At 70.1% G+C, this 22,850-nt stretch carries 16 protein-coding genes, 3 tRNA genes and 5 pseudogenes; 17 read left to right on the top strand and 7 right to left on the bottom strand.

Going from position 1 to position 22,850, the window contains the following annotated elements; translation table 11 throughout:
* The first annotated feature begins 14 nt into the window (after positions 1–14).
* The 9 genes and pseudogenes from AB3K78_RS05685 (at position 15) to clpX (ending at position 6,546) form a co-directional block, all read left to right on the top strand.
* On the top strand, positions 15–863 hold the full coding sequence (locus AB3K78_RS05685) for an ATP-binding cassette domain-containing protein (protein ID WP_416446813.1): 849 nt from the start codon (positions 15–17) through the stop codon (positions 861–863).
* 92 nt (positions 864–955) lie between these two features.
* Positions 956–1,028 (top strand) — tRNA-Asn (locus AB3K78_RS05690).
* Between the two features lie 130 nt (positions 1,029–1,158).
* Positions 1,159–1,740, top strand: coding sequence for a gamma carbonic anhydrase family protein (locus tag AB3K78_RS05695; RefSeq protein ID WP_416446814.1), 582 nt, complete (start codon positions 1,159–1,161; stop codon positions 1,738–1,740).
* Between the two features lie 89 nt (positions 1,741–1,829).
* Positions 1,830–1,900 (top strand) — tRNA-Gly (locus AB3K78_RS05700).
* Between the two features lie 182 nt (positions 1,901–2,082).
* A tRNA-Pro gene (locus AB3K78_RS05705) sits at positions 2,083–2,157 on the top strand.
* A gap of 129 nt (positions 2,158–2,286) precedes the next feature.
* A pseudogene (tig, locus tag AB3K78_RS05710) lies at positions 2,287–3,716 on the top strand (trigger factor).
* A gap of 144 nt (positions 3,717–3,860) precedes the next feature.
* Positions 3,861–4,445 carry an ATP-dependent Clp protease proteolytic subunit gene (locus AB3K78_RS05715; protein ID WP_046456718.1) on the top strand — a complete coding sequence of 195 codons (585 nt, stop codon included), beginning with the start codon at positions 3,861–3,863 and terminating at the stop codon, positions 4,443–4,445.
* Positions 4,446–4,472: 27 nt separating this feature from the next.
* Positions 4,473–5,153 carry an ATP-dependent Clp protease proteolytic subunit gene (locus AB3K78_RS05720; protein WP_416446815.1) on the top strand — a complete coding sequence of 227 codons (681 nt, stop codon included), beginning with the start codon at positions 4,473–4,475 and terminating at the stop codon, positions 5,151–5,153.
* A 118-nt stretch (positions 5,154–5,271) separates the two neighbouring features.
* On the top strand, positions 5,272–6,546 hold the full coding sequence (gene clpX, locus AB3K78_RS05725) for an ATP-dependent Clp protease ATP-binding subunit ClpX (protein ID WP_416446816.1): 1,275 nt from the start codon (positions 5,272–5,274) through the stop codon (positions 6,544–6,546).
* Positions 6,547–6,570: 24 nt separating this feature from the next.
* Here the strand turns inward: clpX and AB3K78_RS05730 are convergent, their stop codons facing one another.
* The 5 genes and pseudogenes from AB3K78_RS05730 to AB3K78_RS05750 all read right to left on the bottom strand — a co-directional run bounded on the left by AB3K78_RS05730 (position 6,571) and on the right by AB3K78_RS05750 (position 11,579).
* Positions 6,571–7,071 carry a hypothetical protein gene (locus AB3K78_RS05730; protein WP_416446817.1) on the bottom strand — a complete coding sequence of 167 codons (501 nt, stop codon included), beginning with the start codon at positions 7,069–7,071 and terminating at the stop codon, positions 6,571–6,573.
* Between the two features lie 68 nt (positions 7,072–7,139).
* Positions 7,140–7,313, bottom strand: coding sequence for a hypothetical protein (locus AB3K78_RS05735; RefSeq protein WP_416446818.1), 174 nt, complete (start codon positions 7,311–7,313; stop codon positions 7,140–7,142).
* A 97-nt stretch (positions 7,314–7,410) separates the two neighbouring features.
* Positions 7,411–10,001 (bottom strand): annotated as a pseudogene (gene valS, locus AB3K78_RS05740) (valine--tRNA ligase).
* A 262-nt stretch (positions 10,002–10,263) separates the two neighbouring features.
* A complete protein-coding gene (locus AB3K78_RS05745) occupies positions 10,264–10,881 on the bottom strand; it encodes a TetR family transcriptional regulator (RefSeq protein WP_416446819.1) in 618 nt (205 codons plus the stop codon).
* Between the two features lie 224 nt (positions 10,882–11,105).
* Positions 11,106–11,579, bottom strand: a complete 474-nt coding sequence (locus tag AB3K78_RS05750) for a GyrI-like domain-containing protein (protein ID WP_416446820.1) — start codon at positions 11,577–11,579, stop codon at positions 11,106–11,108.
* 339 nt (positions 11,580–11,918) lie between these two features.
* Between AB3K78_RS05750 and ileS the strand changes: the two genes are divergently transcribed.
* The 4 genes and pseudogenes from ileS (at position 11,919) to ndk (ending at position 17,592) form a co-directional block, all read left to right on the top strand.
* Positions 11,919–15,299: an isoleucine--tRNA ligase gene (gene ileS, locus AB3K78_RS05755; protein ID WP_416446821.1), complete on the top strand. Its 3,381-nt coding sequence runs from the start codon at positions 11,919–11,921 to the stop codon at positions 15,297–15,299.
* A complete protein-coding gene (locus AB3K78_RS05760; protein WP_416446822.1) occupies positions 15,296–16,645 on the top strand; it encodes a bifunctional folylpolyglutamate synthase/dihydrofolate synthase in 1,350 nt (449 codons plus the stop codon). The genes ileS and AB3K78_RS05760 overlap by 4 nt, the downstream gene beginning before the upstream one ends.
* Before the next feature lie 89 nt (positions 16,646–16,734).
* Positions 16,735–17,049, top strand: a pseudogene (locus AB3K78_RS05765) (DUF4233 domain-containing protein); the annotation flags it as partial.
* A 126-nt stretch (positions 17,050–17,175) separates the two neighbouring features.
* Positions 17,176–17,592: a nucleoside-diphosphate kinase gene (gene ndk / locus AB3K78_RS05770; protein WP_046456706.1), complete on the top strand. Its 417-nt coding sequence runs from the start codon at positions 17,176–17,178 to the stop codon at positions 17,590–17,592.
* 97 nt (positions 17,593–17,689) lie between these two features.
* On the opposite strand, the gene murG is transcribed toward ndk, so the two are convergent.
* Positions 17,690–18,766 (bottom strand): undecaprenyldiphospho-muramoylpentapeptide beta-N-acetylglucosaminyltransferase, encoded by a 1,077-nt coding sequence (gene murG / locus AB3K78_RS05775; RefSeq protein WP_416446823.1) that lies wholly within the window; start codon positions 18,764–18,766, stop codon positions 17,690–17,692.
* An 87-nt stretch (positions 18,767–18,853) separates the two neighbouring features.
* Here murG and alr point away from each other — a divergent pair, with 87 nt between their 5' ends.
* Entirely contained in the window at positions 18,854–20,011 is a 1,158-nt protein-coding gene (gene alr / locus AB3K78_RS05780; protein WP_416446824.1) for an alanine racemase, read from the top strand.
* Entirely contained in the window at positions 20,008–20,994 is a 987-nt protein-coding gene (locus AB3K78_RS05785; protein WP_416446825.1) for a D-alanine--D-alanine ligase family protein, read from the top strand. The genes alr and AB3K78_RS05785 overlap by 4 nt, the downstream gene beginning before the upstream one ends.
* A 65-nt stretch (positions 20,995–21,059) precedes the next feature.
* Here the strand turns inward: AB3K78_RS05785 and AB3K78_RS05790 are convergent, their stop codons facing one another.
* The gene (locus tag AB3K78_RS05790) at positions 21,060–22,184 is read right to left on the bottom strand and encodes a serine hydrolase domain-containing protein (RefSeq protein ID WP_416446826.1); all 1,125 of its coding nucleotides are present in this window, start codon (positions 22,182–22,184) and stop codon (positions 21,060–21,062) included.
* Positions 22,185–22,305: 121 nt separating this feature from the next.
* On the opposite strand from AB3K78_RS05790, the pseudogene AB3K78_RS05795 reads away from it, so the two are divergent.
* Positions 22,306–22,677: pseudogene (locus tag AB3K78_RS05795) on the top strand (ATP-binding cassette domain-containing protein); the annotation flags it as partial.
* A pseudogene (locus AB3K78_RS05800) lies at positions 22,653–22,835 on the top strand (daunorubicin/doxorubicin resistance ABC transporter ATP-binding protein DrrA); the annotation flags it as partial. The pseudogenes AB3K78_RS05795 and AB3K78_RS05800, both read left to right, overlap by 25 nt.
* Between the last annotated feature and the right edge of the window lie 15 nt (positions 22,836–22,850).

Below are 22,850 nucleotides of genomic sequence, written 5' to 3' on the forward strand. Positions count from 1 at the left end.
GGAAGGAGCCCTGCGTGGCAGGCGTCGACCTCGACGCGGATCCGGCGATCCACGTCTCCGATCTCTCGCTCAGCTATCCCGCCCACGGCGGTGGCCGCTCGTTCCACGCCGTCGAGGGCGTCAGCTTCGACGTGCGGCGCGGCGAAGTGCTCGCACTGCTTGGGGAGAGCGGTTCGGGCAAGTCGACGCTCGCACGGTTTCTCGCGGGGCGCGCGAAGGATGCGGGGGACAAGTCGGCGCGGATCCGGGCGACCGGCGGCGACGCGCACGTGCTCGGCACTTCGATGCGGCGGCTCAACCGGCGCGGTGCGGCACGGTTGACGGCCTACGTCGGTCATCTGGCGCAGGACGCCGGCGCAACGCTGCCGCCGGAGCTGAACGTCGGCGACATCCTCTTCGGGCCCATCGTCGAGCGCACCAAGGACTTCGACCGGGACGAGCTCGGTGCCGTCATCGCCGAGATGATGGACATCGTCGGCCTGCCGCTGAGCAAGCTGCAGGAGTACCCGTACGAGCTCTCGAAGGGGCAGCGGCAGCGCGTGGCCGTGATGCGGTCGCTCATGCTGAACCCGCCCGTGCTCGTCGCCGACGAGCCGACGCTCGGCGTCGATGCGAACAGCCGCCCGCGGATCGTGGACCTGCTCCGCTGGTACCGCGAGCGCAGCAGCGCGACCCTCGTGCTGATCAGTCACGACATCGGCATGCTCGAGGCGCTCGTGCAGGACGTGCTCGTGATGCAGCAGGGGCGCGTGGTGGGGCACGACGATATCAATGCGATCTTCCGGCAGGCGGATCACGTCTACGTGCAGCAGCTCGCGCAGGCGCTCCGGGCGACCGCCTACGACGAGATCGCCGACGAATAGCCTGGGCGCGCCCGGGCGGCACGCGGGAGCCGCCCGGATTTGCACTGCGGGCGAGGCGCTGGGTAAGGTAGAGGGGTTGCTTCGGCAATGATCCCCTGTAGCTCAGTTGGCAGAGCGCTTGACTGTTAATCAGGATGTCGCTGGTTCGAGCCCAGCCGGGGAGCAAGAGAAACCCCCACCCGAGTCGGGTGGGGGTTTCGTCGTGTTCCGGCGACTCCGGACGGGCCGTCCGGGCTTTCGTGCGTAGGATCGAATCGCGCGGTCGCCGCTGACCCGCGCAGAGGAGGGATCATCCGTGAGCAGCGTGGAACGCACCGGGACCGTCATCGCCCTGGATCCCGATCGGGCACCGCGGATCCACGAATCCGCCTGGATCGCGCCGGGCGCGGTCGTCGTCGGTGCCGTCGCCCTCGGGCCCGGCAGCAGCGTCTGGTACAACGCAGTGCTCCGCGGCGACTCCAACTCGATCACGGTCGGCCGAGACAGCAACTTCCAGGACGGCGTCGCAGTGCACACCGAGGCGGCGCAGGGAGCGGTGATCGGCGACCGCGTCTCGGTCGGGCACAACGCGGTCGTGCACGCCGCGACGCTGGAGGACGGCTGTCTCATCGGGATGAACGCGACAGTGCTGAGCGGAGCGATCGTGGGCACGGGGTCGCTGGTGGCTGCGGGTGCGCTCGTGCCGCAGGGGCGGATCATCCCGCCCCACTCGCTCGTCGCCGGGGTGCCCGCGCGCGTGGTCAGGGAGCTCACCGACGCCGAGCGGGAGAGCGTGCGGCGCAACGCTGAGATCTACATCGGTCACACCGCTGCGCATCGCTCCGCTGTCGGGGCCACGCTCGCCGCGCCCGGGAATCAGTCGCGACCCACCGGATGACACGCCACGGTTTCCGATCGGTGCCGGGAGTACACTAGTATCGTTCGAGTGCTCCGGCACACTCCGGTCGCGGCAAGCGCCTCGACCGCGGGGATGTAGCTCAATGGTAGAGCCTCAGTCTTCCAAACTGATTACGCGGGTTCGATTCCCGTCATCCCCTCCGCTGCAACCGGTCACACCGACCAGAACGAGAGCCCTGCGAAAGCGGGGCTCTCGTCGTTTTCGAACGACCCCGCACGCGTTTTCGGCTAGACTTGCCTGCGGTTGTCCGCACAGCCGTACTCGCGCATGCTTTTCGCGTGCGCGAGAACTGGGCCGCGGTCACCCGGAACCCGCGGGTTTCGGGGCGTAGCTCAGCTTGGCTAGAGCGCCCGCTTTGGGAGCGGGAGGTCGCAGGTTCGAATCCTGTCGCCCCGACTCGGACCTGCACAGAGTCCGACCACGCCGCTAGCTGCGTACGAATCCGATCACTGAGAGGCCAAATTGCCGAAGACGAACGCTGAGAAGCTCACGCCGACCCGAGTCAAGCTGACGGTCGCGCTCACCATGGACGAGCTCGAGCCGCACCTCAAGGGCGCCTACAAGACCATCTCGGAGCAGGTGTCGATCCCCGGCTTCCGCAAGGGCAAGGTCCCCGCGCCGATCATCGATCAGCGCGTCGGTCGCGAGGCCGTCGTCGAGCAGGCCGTCAACTCCTCGCTCGACGAGTTCTACCAGGCCGCCGTCGCCGAGTCCGATGTGCGCCCCATGGGCCGTCCGACCGCCGATGTCGAGCAGTGGATCGACCTGAAGGACCCGAAGAGCGAGGTCGTGCTCGCGTTCGAGGTCGAGGTCCGCCCCGAGTTCACCGTGCCCAAGTACGACGGCCTCAAGCTGACCGTCGACAACGCCGAGGTCGGCGACGACGCGATCGAGGCCGAGCTGGACAAGCTCCGCGAGCGCTTCGGCACCCTCGAGACCGTCGAGCGCGCCGCCTCGAAGGGCGACTTCGTCGAGATCGACCTGACCGCGACCATCGACGGCACCGAGGTCGACCAGGCCCAGGGCGTCTCCTACGAGGTCGGGGCGGGCAACATGCTCGTCGGCCTCGACGAGGCCATCGACACCCTCACCGCGGGCGAGTCGACCACCTTCACCTCGCAGCTGCTCGGCGGCGAGTACGAGGGCCAGGACGCCGAGGTCGCCGTGACCGTCACCGCCGTCAAGGAGCGCAAGCTCGCAGAGGCCGACGACGATTTCGCGCAGCTCGCCAGCGAGTTCGACACCATCGCTGAGCTCCGCGAGAGCCTCGCCGAGCAGGTCGCCCAGGCCGCCGTGTTCGCGCAGGGCCGCCAGGCGCGCGATCTCTTCACCGAGACCCTCATCGAGCAGGCCGGGATCCCGATCTCGGAGGAGCTCGTCGAGGACGAGGTGCACCGTCACCTCGAGGGCGAAGGCCGTCTCGAGGACGACGAGCACCGTGCCGAGGTCCGCGAGTCGTCGGAGAAGCAGCTCCAGCTGCAGCTCCTGCTCGATGCGATCGTCGAGGCCGAAGAGGTCACCCCGACCGAGGCCGAGCTGTCGCAGTACATCTTCCAGTCCGCGCAGCAGTACGGCATGGAGCCCGGCCAGTTCATCCAGGCGCTGAGCCAGGGCGGCCAGATGGGCATCATCGTCGCCGAGGTGACCCGTAACAAGGCGCTCGCGATCGCGCTCTCCAAGGCAGAGGTCGTCGACCAGGACGGCAAGGCCGTCGATCTGAGCGAGTTCACCGCCGTGGACCAGGGGAGGAATCGGCCGACGAGGCCGAGGCCCCCGCCGAGGAGAAGAAGCCCGCAGCCAAGAAGGCCGCTGCGAAGAAGGCTCCGGCCAAGAAGGCCGCCGAGGCCGACGGCGATGACGAGGAGGCCAAGAAGGCCGCTCGTTCGGCTGCCGCCAAGAAGGCTGCCGCGACCCGCGCCGCGAAGAAGGCCGCTGCGGAGGCCGCCGCCGAGTAAGGCGACGCACTGCGCTTCGAGGATCCCCGGTCTGCGGACCGGGGATCCTCTGCGTTTCCGCCTGTGTGCCCAGGGCGAACATGGGCATCGGCGGGCGCGCGAGTCGGTAGCCTCGAATCACACCGAGATCGAATGGAGCCACGCATGGCAGAACAGACGACGCCGAACAGCGTGTTCGAGCGCCTGCTCAAGGATCGGATCATCTGGCTGGGATCCGAGGTCCGCGACGACAACGCGAACGAGATCTGCGCCAAGATCCTGCTGCTCGCCGCCGAGGACCCCGAGGCCGACATCTACCTCTACATCAACTCGCCCGGCGGTTCGATCACCGCGGGCATGGCGATCTACGACACGATGAGCTTCGTGCCGAACGACATCGTCACCGTGGGCATCGGCATGGCCGCCTCGATGGGCCAGTTCCTCCTCACCGCCGGGACCAAAGGCAAGCGGTACATCACGCCGAACGCGCGCGTGCTCCTGCACCAGCCTCACGGCGGCTTCGGCGGCACGGCGAGCGACATCCAGACGCAGGCGCAGCTCATCACCTCGATGAAGAACCGCCTGGCCGAGATCACCGCTTCCCAGACCGGCAAGACGGTCGAGCAGATCAATGCCGACGGCGACCGCGACCGCTGGTTCACCGCGGACGAGGCGCTCGAGTACGGCTTCGTCGACTTCATCCGCGACTCTGCCTCCGACGTGGTCGGCGGCGGCGGAACCAGCAAGTAGCCAGCGGAACCAGGAGAGAGTACTTCAATGAACACCCCGCAGATGCCTTCTCTGCCGCAGGCCGGCGGTTCCGGTCTGCTCATGCCCGAGTCCCGCTACGTGCTGCCCTCCTTCGAGGAGCGCACGGCCTACGGCTACAAGCGCCAGGACCCTTACGCCAAGCTGTTCGAGGATCGCATCATCTTCCTCGGCGTGCAGGTCGACGATGCGTCGGCCGACGACGTCATGGCCCAGCTGCTCGTGCTCGAGAGCCAGGACACCGAGCGCGACATCACGATGTACATCAACTCGCCCGGCGGCTCCTTCACCGCGATGACGGCGATCTACGACACGATGCAGTACATCCGGCCGCACGTGCAGACGGTCTGCCTCGGCCAGGCCGCTTCGGCGGCGGCGGTGCTGCTCGCTGGCGGAACGCCGGGCAAGCGCCTCGCCCTGCCGAACGCGCGCGTGCTGATCCACCAGCCCTCGTCGGGCCAGGGCGGTCACGGGCAGGCGTCCGACATCGAGATCCAGGCCCGCGAGATCATGCGCATGCGCGAGTGGCTGGAGGAGACACTGGCGAAGCACTCCAACCGGACCGCGGAGCAGGTGCACCAGGACATCGACCGCGACAAGATCCTGAGCGCCGACGAAGCGCTGGAGTACGGCCTCGTCGACCAGGTGCTCACGAGCCGGAAGAACCCGCAGCCGGTGCTCGGATCCTGACCGTCGCCGCGGCCCGACGCCACCCGCGTCGGGCCGCGGCGTGCCGCCGGCAGCAATGTCGGTGGTGCGGGTTAGGCTCGACACCATCGAACCACACCGATCCGAAAGGGGACGTCGCATGGCGAAGATCGGCGAGAGCAGCGATCTGCTGAAGTGCTCTTTCTGCGGGAAGTCGCAGAAGCAGGTCCAGCAGCTGATCGCGGGTCCGCAGATCTACATCTGCGACGAGTGCGTCGGTCTCTGCAACGAGATCATCGAGGAGCGCATGGCCGAGTCGGCCGCGCCCGAGTCGCCCGAGTTCACGCTGCACAAGCCGCGCGAGATCTCGGATTTCCTCGACCAGTACGTGATCGGTCAGGACCGCGCCAAGCAGTCGCTCGCGGTGGCGGTCTACAACCACTACAAGCGAGTGCGCGCGGCACAGAAGCTCACGAGCGCCGAGGCGGCAGCCGAGCAGGTCGAGATCGCCAAGTCGAACATCCTCATGGTCGGTCCCACCGGGTGCGGCAAGACCTATCTCGCGCAGTCGCTCGCGCGCCAGCTCGGGGTCCCCTTCGCAGTGGCCGACGCCACCGCACTGACCGAGGCGGGGTACGTCGGTGAAGACGTCGAGAACATCCTGCTGAAACTGCTCCAGGCCGCCGACTTCGATGTGCAGCGCGCCGAGACGGGCATCATCTACATCGACGAGATCGACAAGATCGCGCGCAAGGCCGAGAACCCCTCGATCACGCGCGACGTTTCCGGCGAGGGCGTGCAGCAGGCGCTGCTCAAGATTCTCGAGGGCACGGTCGCTTCGGTGCCGCCGCAGGGCGGCCGTAAGCACCCGAATCAGGAGTTCATCCAGATCGACACGACGAACGTGCTCTTCATCGTGGCCGGCGCATTCGCCGGTCTCGAAGAGATCGTGGCCTCGCGTGTCGGCAAGGGCGGGATCGGATTCGGCGCCCCGCTGTCGAGCAAGCGCGACGACTCCGAGCTGTTCGCCGAGCTGCTTCCGGAAGACCTGCACAAGTTCGGTCTCATCCCCGAGTTCATCGGTCGTCTGCCGGTCGTGGCCACCGTCGATCCGCTCGACGTCTCCGCCCTCACCCGCATTCTGACCGAGCCCAAGAACGCCCTGGTCAAGCAGTATCAGCGCATGTTCGAGCTCGACGGAGTCGGACTCGAGTTCGAGGATGCGGCGCTCGAGGCCATCTCGGAGCTCGCCGTCGAACGCAAGACGGGCGCGCGCGGGCTGCGCGCGATCCTCGAGGGAGTCCTCGGTCCAGTGATGTTCGACGCGCCCTCTGACGAGTCGATCGCGAAGGTCGTCGTCACGCGCGAATCCGTCACGGGCGAGGCGGCACCCCGGGTGCTGCGCGCCGCGACGGGAGCTGAGCGCACGGCCTGACGCCAGGCAGAACAGCCGCGGCGCTTACCCGGAAGTCAGGGGAGCCGACAGGTCGTAGCTGAGGAGGACGGTTCCGCCGTCCCCGGGCAGAGTGAGCGCCTGAACGGTCAGCTGCGGACTCGACAGCGTTGCCGAACGACCGCCCTCCGGCGTGTCGGACGGATCCTGCTCCGTGAAGCCGTTGATTGCGATCACCTCGGCCCACAGGGCGTCCGCTGCGGCGCGGTCTTTCGTGGAGAGCACGACGAACCACACCCCGGGACCGCGCTCTCCCGCATCGTCGATCGTCGCGCCCTTCGGCAGGGCGAATGCCTCCGTCGGGAATCCCTTCGGCAACGTCTTCTGCTTCGTGATGTCGGGTTCGTGCTTCGGCTTCGACCAGCTCGAGCCCGAAGAATCTCCGCCACCGCCCTTGGTGCTACTGCTCCCCGGCCTGTTCTGAGCGCCGCCGTGCGTCCCCGGCTCGGGGGCGCACGCGGAAAGCGCGAGCGGGACCGTCAGGCACAGCGCGGTTGCCAGCGTCACGGTCAGCCGCCGAGGGCCCGCGGTGCGGCGGCGTGCGTCTGCCGGGGGTGCGATCGATGCGTTCAACATCAGCTCAACCAATCGTCATCGTCATCGAGTGCTTCTTCGGTCGTGCGCAGCGACTCGGTGCCGTCGAGCGTCACGAGCAGCAGATCGTCGAGCGCGCACCGCGGGCGTCCCTCGAGCCAGGTCAGGGTCCACGCGGATGCCTCCGGATACTGCTGCTCGGCTGCGGAGATCATCGGCAGTAACGTGCTCGGGACGCTGGCGTGCGGGGGCTGCCCCACCCGCCAACGCGTCCCGAGCTGCATGCTGCCGACCTTCCCGTGCGATTCCGGCTCAGGCCTCGGCCGGAGCCTCGAGACGGATCTCGGCGACGGTCGGAGCGTCGACCTCGGCCGCCTCGATGCGCAGCTCCGCGATGCGACCGACCTTGCTCAGGTCGTCGGCGGCGAGCTGCAGGCGATCACGATCGGCTGCGGGCGTCTGCACGACGGCGAGTTCGACCGGGGTCTTCTGCGAGGCCTTCGCGGCGGTCTTCGCACCGCGGATGCCGACGAGTGCGGAGCCGACGAGGCCGAGCAGGCCGGGATCGGCGTCGGCGCCGGCGGGGTCCGACGCCTCGCTGGCCTGCGGCCACGCGGCGAGGTGCACCGAGCCCTCGTTGAACCAGGACCACGTCTCTTCGGTCGCGTAGGGGAGGAACGGCGCGAGCAGGCGGATGAACGCCGAGAGCGCGAGCCGCAGCGCGGTCACGGCCGAGGCCTGCGGCTGCCCGCTGCCGGCGTGCGCACGCTCCTTGACGAGCTCGAGGTAGTCATCGCAGAAGGTCCAGAAGAACGACTCGGTGATCTCGAGCGCACGAGCGTGATCGTACGCCTCGAACGCACGAGTCGCGTCCTCGATCACGGTCGCGAGCGATGCGAGCATCGAACGGTCGAGCGCTTCGGTCACGGTGCCGGCGCCCGAAGCGTCGAACGAGAGCGTGAACTTCGCCGCGTTGAGGAGCTTGATCGCGAGGCGACGGCCGATCTTGATCTGCGTTGGGTTCTGCGGGTCGAATGCGGCGTCGGTACCGAGCTTGGCGGACGACGCCCAGTAGCGGACCGCGTCGGCGCCGTGCTGCTCGAGCATGCCGAGGGGGTCACGACGTTGCCCTTCGACTTCGACATCTTCTTGCGATCGGGATCCAGGATCCAGCCTGAGATGCCCGCGTGCTGCCAGGGGAGCTGCCCGGACTCGAGCTCGGAGCGCAGCAGCGTCGAGAAGAGCCAGGTGCGGATGATGTCCTGGCCCTGCGGACGCAGGCTGAACGGGAAGACGAGGCCGAACAGCTCGGGATCGCGCTCCCAGCCGCCCGCGAGCTGCGGAGTGAGCGATGAGGTCGCCCAGGTGTCCATGACGTCGACCTCGCCGACGAAGCCGCCGGCCTGCCCGCGCTGCGCGGCATCGTAACCGACGGGCACGTCGCTCGACGGGTCGACGGGCAGCTGTTCCTTCGTCGCGACGATCGGCTGGTCGAAGACCGGATTGCCCTCGGCGTCGAGCGGGTACCAGACCGGGATCGGGACGCCGAAGAACCGCTGGCGCGAGATCAGCCAGTCGCCCGACAGGCCCTCGACCCAGTTCTCGTAGCGCACCCGCATGAAGTCGGGGTGCCACTCGAGCTCGCGGCCGTGGGCGAGCAGGCGCTCGCGCAACGCCTCGTCGCGTGCACCGTTGCTGATGTACCACTGGCGGGTCGAGACGATCTCGAGCGGCTTGTCGCCCTTCTCGAAGAACTTGACCGGGTGCGAGATCTTGCGGATCTCGCCCTGCAGCTCGCCCGAGGCCTGCAGCAGCTCGACCATGGTCTGCTTGGCGCTGAACACGGTCTTGCCCGCGATCCGCGCGTAGGCCTCGAGCCCAGCCTCGCTGGTGATGGCCTCGGGAGCCTCGGCGAGCACGCGGCCGTCGAAGCCGAGGATCGCGCGGTTCGGCAGGTTCAGCTCGCGCCACCAGACGACGTCGGTGACGTCGCCGAAGGTGCAGATCATGGCGATGCCGGTGCCCTTGTCCTGCTGGGCGAGGTGGTGGGCGACGATCGGGACCTCGACCCCGAAGACCGGGGTGCGCACGGTGGTGCCGAAGAGCGGCTGGTAGCGCTCGTCGTCGGGGTGCGCCACGAGCGCGACGCACGCCGCGAGCAGTTCGGGACGCGTGGTGTCGATGAGGATGTCGCCCTCGCCGTCCGTGCGGTGGAACGCGAGCGTGTGATACGCGCTGGGCTGCTCGCGGTCCTCGAGCTCGGCCTGCGCGACGGCGGTGCGGAAGGTGACGTCCCACAGCGTGGGAGCCTGGGCCTGGTAGGCCTCGCCGCGCTCGATGTTGCCGAGGAACGCGAGCTGCGAGGCGCGGATCGAATCAGCGCCGATCGTGCGATAGGTCTGGGTCCAGTCGACCGAGAGGCCGAGGGTGCGCCACAGGTCCTCGAACTGCTTCTCGTCCTCGACCGTGAGGCGCTCGCAGAGCTCGATGAAGTTGCGGCGCGAGATCGGCTGCTGGTCGGCGGCCTTGACGCTCTTGCCGTCGCCGCCCTCGTGCGGCGGGACGAAGTCCTCGACGTAGGGGAGCGACGGATCGCAGCGCACGCCGTAGTAGTTCTGCACGCGGCGCTCGGTGGGGAGGCCGTTGTCGTCCCAGCCCATCGGGTAGAAGACGCGCTTGCCGCGCATGCGCTGGAAGCGCGCGACGGTATCGGTGTGGGTATAGGAGAACACGTGCCCGACGTGCAGGGACCCCGAGGCGGTGGGGGGCGGGGTGTCGATGCTGTAGACCTCGCCGCGCTCGGCTCCCTCGCGCGGGAAGCGGTAGGTGCCCTCGGCCTCCCAGGTCTCGCCCCACTTGGCTTCGAGGCCTTCGAGTGCCGGCTTGTCGGGAATCGCGCTCATGCGGTGGCTCCGTGTCTCGACGCGAGGTCGGGGTCGATGTGGACGGCACCGAGTCTGCGCGCGATCGACGCGACCGCGCTGGTGCCTGATGGTGTGTGGCCCCAAGTCTATCGAAGCGTGAGGATCCCGGCGCCGAGGAACCGCCGCGGCGTCTGCGAAGGAGTCCGGGTGCGGCGAATGGCGGGTTTCCCCGCCGGGAATCGGGCATTCGCCGCACCCGAAAGGCGCCTCGATCCCAGGGCGAGCGGGGAGCGACGCGCGGCTAGCGGTCCGGTTCGAGATCCCCGGCGAGCGCCTCCCGGCGCATCGCGACGACGAGCGAGAGGTGCCCGTCGAGACCGCCCCTGGTCGGTCCCGCGGCGATCCAGGACTGCATCGCCGAGAGCGCGAGCGCGAGCGCGGCGTTGACGACCAGGGCGACGCCGAGATCCTGCGGATGGCCGTTCGTGCGCTCGGCGACGAAGACGCGCAGGGCTTCCGCGGCCCGGGTGACGCGCCGCGTCGCCGCGGCGAGGACCTCGTCGGGCGATCCGATCGCCTCGAAGTGGCTGAGGATCCAGGGCACCCGATCGGGGCCGAAGCGCTTCGCCATCTCGGAGAGCGCGGCGTCGATGGCGCCCGCGGGAGCGAGGGCGGAGGCTCCGAGCAGCTCGGGCAGCCGGTCCAGCTGCTCATCGACCTCGCCCCAGAACACATCCGCCTTGCCCGCGAAGTAGTTGAAGAACGTGCCTCGGCTCACCCCAGCCCGACGCGCGATCTGATCGACGCTCGTGCGGGCGTACCCCTGCTCGAGGAACAGCTCGGACGCCGCCTCCTCGAGGACGGCGCGGCTCGACGCGCGCGGCCGACCGCGCGCGGGGGTGCTGGGGGAGGCGTTCACCACTCCAGTATCCCGCGGCGAGAACGTCCGAAGGATCCCGGGCCTCCTCGAGGACGGCGCGGCTCGACGCGCGCGGCCGACCGCGCGCGGGGGTGCTGGGGGAGGCGTTCACCACTCCAGTATCCCGCGGCGAGAACGTCCGAAGGATCCCGGGCCTCCTCGAGGACGGCTCCGTGGAATCCGGTGGGGGTCCCGCCGGCCCCGTCGGGCGGAGCCGACCGGTCTCAACCGGCGAGCTGGATCGCGACGAGCGTCTCGTTGTCGGCCGGGTCGCCGCCCGGCTTCGGCTCCGTCAGATATTGCTCCCAGGCGAGGCCGGTCACCCGGAGCGCCTGCGAGTCGGCCCATGCGAAGAGCCGCTGATACGCCGCTCCGATCTGCGCGTAGTCCCCGCGCACCAGCAGCGTCGCGACCCGCCCGGCCGCGATGGTCTCCGGCGCCACCTCGCCGTCGCCTGCGAAGGGCTCCGCGACCGGGACGGCGACCGAGAGGTCGAGGGTGCCGTCGGAGGATCCGTGCACGACCCCCATCGGCGGGGCGCTCGGCGCGATGCCCGCGGCGCCGAGCGCGCCGAAGATCGCCGGATAGGCGCGATCGTAGAGCGCGGGGATGTCCGCGAACGCGACGCGGTCCCGAACGACGGCGAGGTGCTGCTCGGGCAGTTCGTCGATGCGGGGCTGTTCGGCTGGTGCAGACACTGGCGGCCTCCTGGGAATCGGCGTCGAACCGGGTGCTGCGATGCTATCCCGGGTGATCCGGATCCGGTAGAATCGATCGCACAGGCGTCGATCCGGCCATCACCGGGGAGCCTTCGGAAGAACGGCTGCGGGCGCTTCTGCACGCGCAGCCCAGTAGAACCGAACGGGAACGGCCCGTCACAGCCGAACGAAGAGGTCGACCGGCGCTGTCCGCAGCGCAGATCGGCAAGCGGGGTGGTACCGCGGGAGCTGCGAAGCGCAGCGCTCGTCCCGGCGTCGGAACAGTGCACGTCGGCGAGAGCAGCCGCACGGGCACGGACACGCACGAGGGCCCCGAACATGACGTATCCGAAGCAGTCGACCGGCGACGCCGCGCAGCAGCCGAACGGTGCAGCACCCGAAGTCTCGCCGTCCCCGCGACTCCCCGAGGTCGAGCAGCGCGTACTCGCCTTCTGGAAGGCCGACGACACCTTCCGCGAATCGATCCGACGCCGCGAGGGCGAAGCCGAGTGGGTCTTCAACGACGGCCCGCCCTTCGCCAACGGCCTGCCGCACTACGGCCATCTGCTCACCGGCTACGCCAAGGACGTCTTCCCCCGGTTCCAGACCATGCGGGGCAAGAAGGTGGAGCGGCGCTTCGGGTGGGACACCCACGGGCTGCCCGCCGAACTCGAGGCGATGAAGCAGCTCGGCATCACCGAGAAGCGCGAGATCGAGGAGATGGGCATCGGCGCCTTCAATGCGAAGGCCCGCGACGCCGTGCTGCAGTACACCCGCGAGTGGGAGGACTACGTCACCCGGCAGGCGCGGTGGGTCGACTTCGAGCACGGGTACAAGACCCTCGACCTCGGCTACATGGAGAGCGTGCTCTGGGCCTTCAAGCAGCTGCACGAGAAGGGCCTCGCCTACGAGGGCTCGCGGATCCTGCCGTACTGCTGGCGCGACGAGACCCCGCTGTCGAACCACGAGCTGCGCATGGACGACGACGTCTACCAGATGCGGCAGGACCCCTCGGTCACCGTGACCTTCCCGTTCACGGGCGACCGCGCGGCCGCGCTCGGTCTCGACGGCGTCCGGGCGCTCGCCTGGACCACGACGCCCTGGACGCTGCCCACGAACGCGGCACTCGCGGTCGGACCCGAGATCTCCTACGCCGTCGTCCCCGCCGGCCCGGCCGGCGGTGCGGACGGCGGCGTCGCGGGAGCGGACCGCTACCTGCTGGCGATCGACCTCGTCGGCAACCACGCGAAGGATCTCGGCTACGAGTCCGCCGAGGCCGTGAACGCGGCGGTCGAGCGGACCGTGCTCGGCGCGGAACTCGCCGAGATCGAGTACGCGCGCCTGTTCGACTACTTCGCCGACGCCGAGGTGTGGGGCACCGAGCGGTACTGGCGCGTCCTGGTCGACGACTACGTCTCGACGAGCGACGGCACCGGCATCGTGCACCAGGCGCCCGCCTACGGCGAGGACGACTACCGCATCACCGCCGAAGCGGGCATGCCGGTCATCGTCTCCGTCGACGACGGGGGTCGATTCATCAAGGCGGTCACCGACGTGGCCGGCGAACTCTGGATGGACGCGAACCGTCCGCTGATCCGCCTCCTCAAGCAGGAGGGGCGCCTCCTGCGCGAGGCGAGCTACGAGCACTCGTACCCGCACTGCTGGCGCTGCCGCAACCCGCTGATCTACAAGGCGGTGTCGAGCTGGTTCGTGCGCGTGACCGACATCAAGCAGCGCATGCTCGACGTCAACGAGCAGATCACCTGGGTGCCCGAGAACGTCAAGCACGGGCAGTTCGGCAAGTGGCTCGAGGGCGCCCGCGACTGGTCGATCAGCCGCAATCGCTATTGGGGCAGCCCGATCCCCGTGTGGAAGAGCGACGATCCCGAGCACCCGCGCGTCGACGTCTACGGTTCGCTCGCCGAGCTGGAGGCCGACTTCGGCGAGCTGCCCCGCAACGAGCAGGGCGAGGTCGACCTGCACCGCCCGTACATCGACTCGTTGACGCGCCCGAATCCCGACGATCCGACGGGGCGGAGCACGATGCGGCGGATCGAGGACGTGTTCGACGTCTGGTTCGACTCGGGCTCGATGCCGTTCGCCCAGGCGCACTACCCCTTCGAGAACCGCGAGTGGTTCGACACGCACCAGCCCGCCGACTTCATCGTCGAGTACATCGGGCAGACCCGCGGCTGGTTCTACCTGCAGCACGTGCTCGCGACCGCGCTGTTCGACCGTCCCGCGTTCAAGAACGTGATCAGCCACGGCATCGTGCTCGGCTCCGACGGCAACAAGATGTCGAAGTCGCTGCGCAACTACCCCGATGTCAACGAGGTCTTCGACCGCGACGGGTCCGACGCGATGCGGTGGTTCCTCATGGCCTCGCCCGTGGTCCGCGGCGGGAACCTCGTCGTCACCGAGGAGGGGATCCGGGAGGGCGTGCGTCAGTTCATCCTGCCGCTCTGGAACTCGTACTACTTCTTCAGCCTGTACGCGAACGCCGACGGGATCGAGGCGGAGCGCCGCACCGACTCGAGCGATCCGCTGGACCGCTACATCCTGGCCAAGACGGGCCGCCTGGTGCGGGAGGTCGAGGCGCACCTCGACGGGCTCGACACGACGAGCGCGGCCGAGACCCTGCGCGACTTCGCCGAGACGCTGACCAACTGGTTCGTGCGCCGTTCGCGGGATCGCTTCTGGGAGGGCACGCACGGCGAGAACGGCAATGAGTCGAACCGTCAGGCCTTCGACACGCTGTTCACCGTGCTCGAGACGGTCGCGCGCGTCGCGGCGCCCATGGCGCCCCTCGTCACCGAGGAGATCTGGCGCGGCCTCACCGGAGGTCGCTCGGTGCACCTCGCGGACTGGCCGGACTCGGCGGAGTTCCCCGAGGACGACGAGCTCATCGCCGCGATGGACGACGTCCGCCAGATCACCTCGCAGGCGCTCGCGCTGCGCAAGGCCCGTCGTCTGCGGGTCCGTCTGCCCCTCGCGGAGCTCACCGTCGTGACCTCGCGCCCCGAAGCACTGGAGCCGTTCGCGGAGATCCTGCGCGAAGAGCTCAACGTCAAGCGGGTCGCTCTCGTGGAGCAGACCGCCGAGAGCGCGTCCGAGCACGGGATCGTGCACACGCTCGCCGTCAACGCGCGGGCGGCCGGCCCGCGCATCGGCAAGAACGTGCAGCAGGCGATCCGCGGTGCGAAGTCGGGCGACTGGTCGGAGGCCGACGGCGTCGTGACTGCCGGCGGCATCGTGCTCGAGCCGGGAGAGTACGAACTGACCCTCTCGGCCGGCGACGGCTCCGACGACTCGACCGCGCTCGCGCTGCTGCAGGGCGGCGGGTTCGTGCTGCTCAGCACCGCCACGACGCCCGAGCTGGAGGCCGAGGGCATCGCGCGAGATGCGATCCGTGCGGTGCAGGAGGCGCGGAAGAACGCCGGGCTCGATGTGAGCGATCGCATCGTGCTCGCCCTGAACGCGGAACCCGCTCACGTGGATGCGCTCCGGACCCACGGCGCGCTGATCGCAGCGGAGACGCTCGCGACCGGCTTCGCGGTGCAGGAGGCGATCGGGATCGACGCGATCGTCGACGACATCCCGTCTCCCGGCGACGGCGTCTTCGTCACCGGGGCGAAGGCCCTCGGCACGGACAAGGCTCCGCTCATCATCACGATCGACACGACCGGGCTCGACGCGCCCGAAGGGGAGGACGCCCGATGAGCACCGCAGAAGAGGTGTACGACGCGCTGCTCGGCCGCGTGGGCGAGGCGAATCCCCGCCCGCGCATCGAGCCGGTGCGCCGACTCGCGGAGCTCGCGGGATCCCCGCAGCTCTCCTTCCCGGTCGTGCAGATCGCCGGCACGAACGGCAAGACCTCGACCAGTCGTGCCGTGGAGTCGCTGCTGCGCGCCCACGGACTGCGCACCGGGCTCTTCACGAGCCCGCACCTCGTGGACTTCACGGAGCGGTTCCAGATCGACGGTGCGCCCATCGGCGGCTCCCAGCTCGCAGAGGCCTGGGGTGAGCTGCAGCTGCCGCTCGAGGTCGTCGACGCTGAACTCGAAGCCGCGGGTCACGGGCCGATCACGTTCTTCGAAGCGCTGGCGGTGCTCGCGTTCACCGCGTTCGCCGACGCTCCGGTCGACGTCGCGGTGATCGAGGTCGGCATGGGGGGCGAGTGGGACGCGACGAACATCGTCGACGCGCAGGTCGCCGTGTTCACGCCGATCGCCCTCGACCACACCGCGATTCTCGGACCCGACATCGCGACCATCGCGCAGACGAAGGCTGGCATCATCAAGCCGGGCAGCACGGTCGTCTCGGCCGCGCAGGATCCGGCGGCGCTGGCGGCGATCGAGACCGCCGCGGAGCGCACCGGATCTCGGGTGCTCGTGCAGGGCCGCGACTTCCGTCTCGCCGACGACCGCCTGGCCGTCGGTGGACGCCAGATCGACGTGGTCGGCGCGACCGGCAACGCCTACGATCCCGCCTTCGTGCCGCTGTTCGGCGGGCACCAGGCCGAGAACGTGGCGCTCGCGATCGCCGCGGTCGAGGCCTTCCTCGGCGGTGAGCGACCGGTGCCCGAGGAGGTGCTCGACGAAGGGCTCGGTCAGCTGACCTCGCCCGGCCGCCTGCAGCTCATCGGCACCGATCCCTCCGTCGTGGTCGACGCCGCGCACAACCCGCACGGCGCCGAGGCGCTCGCCCGCGCGTTCGTCGAATCGTTCCGCTTCGACGAGGTGGCGCTGGTCGTCGGTGTGCTGGGCGAGAAGGACGCCGTCGGCGTGCTCGCGGCGCTCGCTCCGCTCGCGTCCCGCGTGATCCTCACGACGGTGGACTCGCCGCGCGCGATCGACGCCGACCGGCTCGCCGAGCTGGCGGTGACGGCGCTGCCGGGGCTGCCGGTCGAGGTCGAGGAGCGGCTGCCCGATGCGCTCGATGCGGCGAGGGCCTGGGCCTCGACGACCGGGGAGGGCGAGACCCGCGGGGTGCTCGTCACGGGTTCGGTGGTGCTCGCGGGCGAGGCGATCGCGCACTCGCGTGACGAGGGCTGGGGGATCGCATGAGCCCGCGCAAGGTCCGCGGCGGCGCCCCGGGGGAGGACGGCGAGGAACTGCGGCTGTCGCCCTCCGAGACGCTCGCGCACAACTCCGCCATGCGCGTCTCGGGCGCCCGGAGCGGCCGGCAGTCGACGCAGCGGGCGCTCGCGTCCATCGTGCTCGGATTCGAGCTGATCATCGTCTTCCTCATGGGGATGACGGTGTTCGGGTTGTCGCTGCTGGAACCGCGAGAGCTCGGCATCTATATCGGCATCGGCCTGTGCGTCGTGATCATCGTCGCGCTGGTGTGCATGCGGAGCGGGCTCGGCATCAAGATCGGCTGGGCGGTGCACGCGCTCATGCTGGCGGTCGCCGTCATCATGCCGATGAGCCTGTTCGTGAGCCTCGTGTTCCTGGCGCTGTGGATCTTCTGCATGGTGCGGGGGCTCAGATCGACCGGGACCGCGCCGCATGGCTCGCATCCCAGGGCACGGCGGGGTAGTCGCCTCCGCTCACTACACTTATTTCCCGTATCCCGTTCTGATCGAAGGAGACGCATGTCCGCAGAAGAGACCCTCATCCTGGTGAAGCCCGACGGCGTCGCCCGCGGCCTGACCGGTGAGATCCTGCGCCGGATCGAGGCGAAGGGGTACCGCCTGGTCGACCTCCGCCTGGTGGACGCCGACCGCGAGCTGCTCGCCGCGCACTACGCCGAGCACGAGGGCAAGCCCTTCTACGAGCCGCTCATCGAGTTCATGAGCTCGGGCCCGACCGTCGCGATCCGCGCCGAGGGGCACCGTGTCATCGAGGGGTTCCGCTCGCTCGCCGGCACGACCGACCCGACGACCGCGGCGCCCGGCACGATCCGCGGCGACCTCGGCCGCGACTGGGGCCTCAAGGTGCAGCAGAACCTGGTGCACGGATCGGACTCGCCCGAGTCGGCGGCGCGCGAGCTCGCGCTCTGGTTCGCCTGAGCCGACCGCGGGAACGTGCCTTCGAGCGCGTCCGTCTCCTCCGCTCGTGGAACGGAGGCGGGCGCGCTCCGTCGTTTCGGGGCGGGCGGTTCCGCGGCTAGGCGAGCGACCGTTCCGCGAGTGCGAGGAGTCGATCGGTGCCATCGCGCACGCCGAGTCCCGCGGCGACCTCGCCCATCCGCCGGAGCCGTTCCGGGTCGCGCAGGATCGGGACGATGCGCTCCGCCACGGACTCGGGGGTCAGCTCCGCGTCCGGGAGCAGGACGGCACCGCCCGCATCCACCGAGGCGCGCGCGTTGAGCGCCTGCTCGCCGTTCCCGACGGCGTAGGGGACGTAGACCGCAGGAATGCCGAGCGCGCCGACTTCGCTCACGGTCGCGGCGCCCGACCGGCACACCACGAGGTCGGCGAGCGCGTACGCCAAGTCCATGCGGTCGACGTAGGGGACCACCGCGCGGCCGTCGGCGCTGCTCGCCCCCACGTCGCCGATCTTCTGCTCGCCGGTCACGTGCAGGATCTGCCATCCGGCACCGGCGATCGTCCTCCACGACGCGGCGAAGGCGTCGTTGATCCTGCGGGCGCCGGTCGAACCGCCGAACACGAGGAGCACCGGTCGTTCCGCGTCGAGCCCGAAGAACCGTGCCGCCTCGGTCCGGCGGGCTCCGCGATCGAGCGATGCGATCTCGGCCCGCAGGGGCATCCCGACCGTTTCGGCGCCCCGCAGCGGGGTCCCGTGAAACACGACGCCGACGCCGGCCGCGCGGCGGGCTCCCCAGACGTTCGCGAGACCGGGCCGGGCATTCGCCTCGTGCACGGTGTAGGGCACCCGCTCCCTGCGAGCCGCGGCGTAGGCCGGAGCGGAGACGTAGCCCCCGAAGCCGATCAGCAGATCGATGCGCTGCTCGCGCAGGAGCTCGCGCGTGAGCGCGACCGCGCGCCGGAATCGCGCGGGGAACCGAGCGGCGCCCAGGTCCGGCCTGCGCGGGAACGGTACCCGCGGGATCGTGCGGAGCTCGTGTCCGCGCTGCGGGACCAGCCGCGCCTCGAGCCCCTCGTCGGTCCCGAGCACGAGGATCGTCGCCCCGGGATCGCGTTCGCGGATCCGGTCTGCGACCGCGAGCAACGGGGATACGTGGCCGGCGGTCCCGCCGCCGGCGAGCAGATAGCGGGTCATGGCGCCAGCCTATGGAGCGGGATGTACCGTCCGCGTATCGAAAGCGGCATAGGCTCCGGCAACATCCGACCCGCTTGACTACCGGACATGCATCCCACCGTCTCCGAACTCATCGTGCACGACGCCGCGATCCGCGAGAACACCGCCGCCTTCGCGCGCCTCACCGGTGATCGTCTCATGGCCGTGCTGAAGGCCGACGCATTCGGCCACGGCGCGATCGCGCACTCCGTGGTCGAGGCCGGTGCGAGATCGATCGGCGTCACCTCGATCGAGGAGGCGGTTGCGCTGCGCGAGAGCGGCGTCGACGCGCCGATCCTCAGCTGGCTGAACACTCCCGAGGCGGACTTCGAGGAAGCGGTGCGGCGGCGCATCGACCTGGCCGTGTCGAGCACCGAACTGCTGGCGGCGGTCGCTCGCGGCGCGGTGCGCGCCGGATCGCCCGCCCGGATCCACCTGCACATCGACGTCGGAATGGCCCGAGACGGCTGCGCCGCGGCCGATTGGGCTCCGCTCTGCGCTCTCGCCCGGGAGACGGAAGCCTCGGGCTCGGCGCGCGTGGTCGGGATCATGGGCCACATGTCCTGCGCCGACGACCCGGCCGACCCGCAGAACGCGCGGGAACGACTGGTGTTCGAGAATGCGATCCGCACTGCGAGGCGACGCGGGCTGTCGCCCGCCTGCTCGCACCTCGCCGCGACGGCGGCGACGCTCACCGGGGCGGGGACCGGCTTCGACATCCACCGGATCGGGGCGGGCCTGTTCGGGATCGACCCGTCGGGGAGCACCGATCTCCTGAAGCCGGCGCTGACCCTCACCTCACGCGTCGTCTCCTCGCGCGAGGTGGGCGCCGGCACCGGCGTCGGGTACGGCCTCGACTTCGTGGCGCAGCGGAGCACCCATCTCGCGCTGCTCCCCGTGGGCTACGGCGACGGACTGCCTCGCGAGGCCTCCGGCCGCGCAGAGGTGCTCGTGCGCGGGCGCAGACGACCGCTCGTCGGGCGCTTCTCGATGGACATGATCGTCGTCGACACGGGCGAGGAACAGCTCCAGCCGGGTGAGCGGGTGACGGTCTTCGGCCCGGGCGACGAGGGCGAGCCCACCGTCGCCGAGTGGGCCGCCTGGTCCCGCACGATCCCGCACGAGATCGTGACCCGGCTGGGCAGTCGGATCCCGCGGATCCACCGCACCGTCGAGCTTTCGCACCACCCCCGCCACTCGGCCCGCCCTCAAGGAGCAGCAGCATGATCTCGAAATCCCGTACCCGAGTCGCCGTGATCGGCGGCGGGATCAGCGACGAGCACGACGTATCGCTCGCCTCCGCGGCGTCCGTGGTGCGCGCCGTCGGCGCGCTGGGATTCGCGGCGGAAGCGCTCACGATCGGGACGGACGGCCGCTGGCGGACCGCCGACGGGCAGCGGGTCTCCGCGAGCGAGGCGGTCGAGCGGCTCGCCGCCTGCGACCTCGCGTTCCCGGTGCTGCACGGCATCGACGGGGAGGACGGCGCGATCGCCGGCCTGCTGCGCATGACCCGGATCCCCTTCGTCGGGTCGCCGGTCCGTGCGGGTGCGCTCGGCATGGACAAGTGGGCGACCAAGCTCGTGGCGGAGGACCTGGGTATCGCCACCGCGCGCGGTGCGCTGGCCGGCGGCTGGGCGGCTCCGGTCGGTACGGCGTTCGCCTCCGAGCTCCGACCCCCGTTCGTGGTGAAGCCGACGACGGGAGGCTCCAGCAACGGGGTGTTCGTCGTGGCGGACCGCGTCGACCTCGCCGCGACGGTCGAACAGGCCCGCGCGTTCGGCGAGACGGTGCTGGTCGAGGAGTACGTGCGCGGACGCGAGATCGACATCGCCGTCTTCCGGGACGCGTCCGGAGCGCTGAGGACCGGCTCGACCCTCGAGATCGGTGTGGTGCCCGGAGGGGTGTTCGACCGGGCCGAGAAGTACGACGGAAGCGCGGAGTTCACGCTCCCCGCGCCCCTCGACTCGCGGTGGGAGACGGCGATCCGGCGGGCGGCGGTGCTCCTGTACGAGGCCCTGGGCTGCGGCGGGGTCGCGCGCTTCGACTTCTTCCTGACCCCAGATGCGGTGGTGCTGAACGAGGTCAACACCTCGCCGGGCATGACCGAGCAGTCGCAGGTGCCGCGCATGTTCGCCGCGACCGGGCTCGACTACGCGGACCTGGTGGGGGAGCTGATCGCCGCTGCTCGGGAGGAGCACCGGCCCCGATAGGACGGTTCGGAGACTTTCGTCCTGGTGGAGCCGAATCTCCTTCGGAAGCCGCCCGGGCACCCGGTCTAGCGCTTCCGCACCGCCTGGAACACGGTGACGGGGAGGTCCGGGTTCTCGCCCGTGCCGTTGAGCAGGATCGAGACGACGCGCCCCGAATCCGGGTCGTACATGACGAGGCACTGGAATCCGAGGCCGGTGCCGGTGTGACCGCGCCAGCCCGAGAGACGTCCCATCGCGAAGCCGTAGGCGTCGTAGAGCGGGCTCGCGGGATCGTCCGCGGTCGAACCGAACTGCTCCAGCCGCCAGCGCTGCGCATCGGCCGAGATCAGCGATCCGGAGCCGAGCGCTCGGCCCCAGGTCGCCAGGTCGCCGGCGGTGCCGGTCAGCCCGCCTGCCGCCCCGAACCATCCGGGAGCGACGACGGGCAGCTGTTCGCCGACCTTGCCGCCCGCGAGCTGGAACCCGGACGCGTTCTCGGCATCCGGGGCGAAGCCGTCGCGTACGCTCGACAGCCTGAGCGGACGGATGATCCGCTGCTCGACCGCCGTGGTCCAGTCGTCGCCCGTGACCCTGCGGATCACCTCGCCGAGCAGCAGGGTGTTGGTGTTCGAGTACTCGTACTTCGTGCCAGGCGGCCGAGGGTGCACGGCGTAGGCGAGATCCAGCAGCTCCGAGGTCTTCGGCTCACGCGCGGGGTCCCTGCCGAGCATCGCCCCGAGCTCCGGTTGAGCCGAGTAGTTCGCGAGCCCCGAACGCATGTCCCCGAGGTCCGCGAGCGTGATCCGATCCCCGTTCGGTACTCCGGAGAGGTACTCCGACACCGGGTCGTCGAGCGCCAGTCGCTTCTCGTCCGCGAGCTGGAGGATCACCGTCCCCACGAAGGACTTGGTAATGCTCCGGTAGGCGAATCGCGTGCCCGTCGCGATCGGTGCGCCGGGCGCCGCTTCGCCGAACACCGCGGTCGTCGATCCGCCATCGTCGTCGGTGACGACGACCGCGCCGCCGGGCACCCCGGATCCCGCGAGCGCGGACTCGACCGTCGAACGCAGCTGCTCCGCGGTCGGCAGCGATCCGGATCCGGGCCGGGGCGAGGCGGCCTGCGATCCGGCGGGGGCGCCGGAGCACGCGGCGAGCAGCAGGACCAGCATGAGGAGCGGGGCGCGTCCGAGACGCGAGGCCATCGACGTCATGGCCTCATCGAAGCACTCGGGCGCTCCCTGCGCCAGCCCGAGTTTCCTCGACGAGGCGCGCCGGCAGCACGTGACAGCGGTACGACAGCGCCGTGACAGCGGCGCCCGCGAGGCTTGCCGCATGACATCACCACTGAACGAATGGGCCGTCGAGGCCGACGGGCTCGTCAAGGTGTTCGGCGACAACCGAGCGGTCGACGGCGTCGACCTCCGCGTTGCCGCGGGATCCATCTACGGCGTGCTCGGCCCGAACGGCGCCGGCAAGACCACCACCATCAGCATGCTCGCGACGCTGCTCCGCCCGGACGGCGGCAGCGCCCGGGTCTTCGGGCACGACGTCGTCCGCGAGCCGCAGGTCGTGCGGCAGCTGATCGGCGTGACGGGCCAGTACGCCTCGGTCGACGAGACACTGTCGGCCACCGAGAACCTGGTCATCTTCGGTCGTCTGCTCGGCCTGTCGCGGATCGAAGCCCGCGCGAAGGCCGTCGACCTGCTCGAACGCTTCGGACTGACGGAGGCCGCGAAGCGACCCCTGAAGAAGTTCTCCGGGGGATGCGCCGCAGGCTGGACCTGGCCGCGTCGCTCATCGCGCAGCCCCCGCTCATCTTCCTCGACGAGCCCACCACCGGGCTCGACCCGCGCACCCGCGGGCAGATGTGGGACACG

This window comes from Leucobacter sp. HNU (genome assembly GCF_047946755.1).
In the GTDB taxonomy this organism is placed as follows: domain Bacteria; phylum Actinomycetota; class Actinomycetes; order Actinomycetales; family Microbacteriaceae; genus Leucobacter.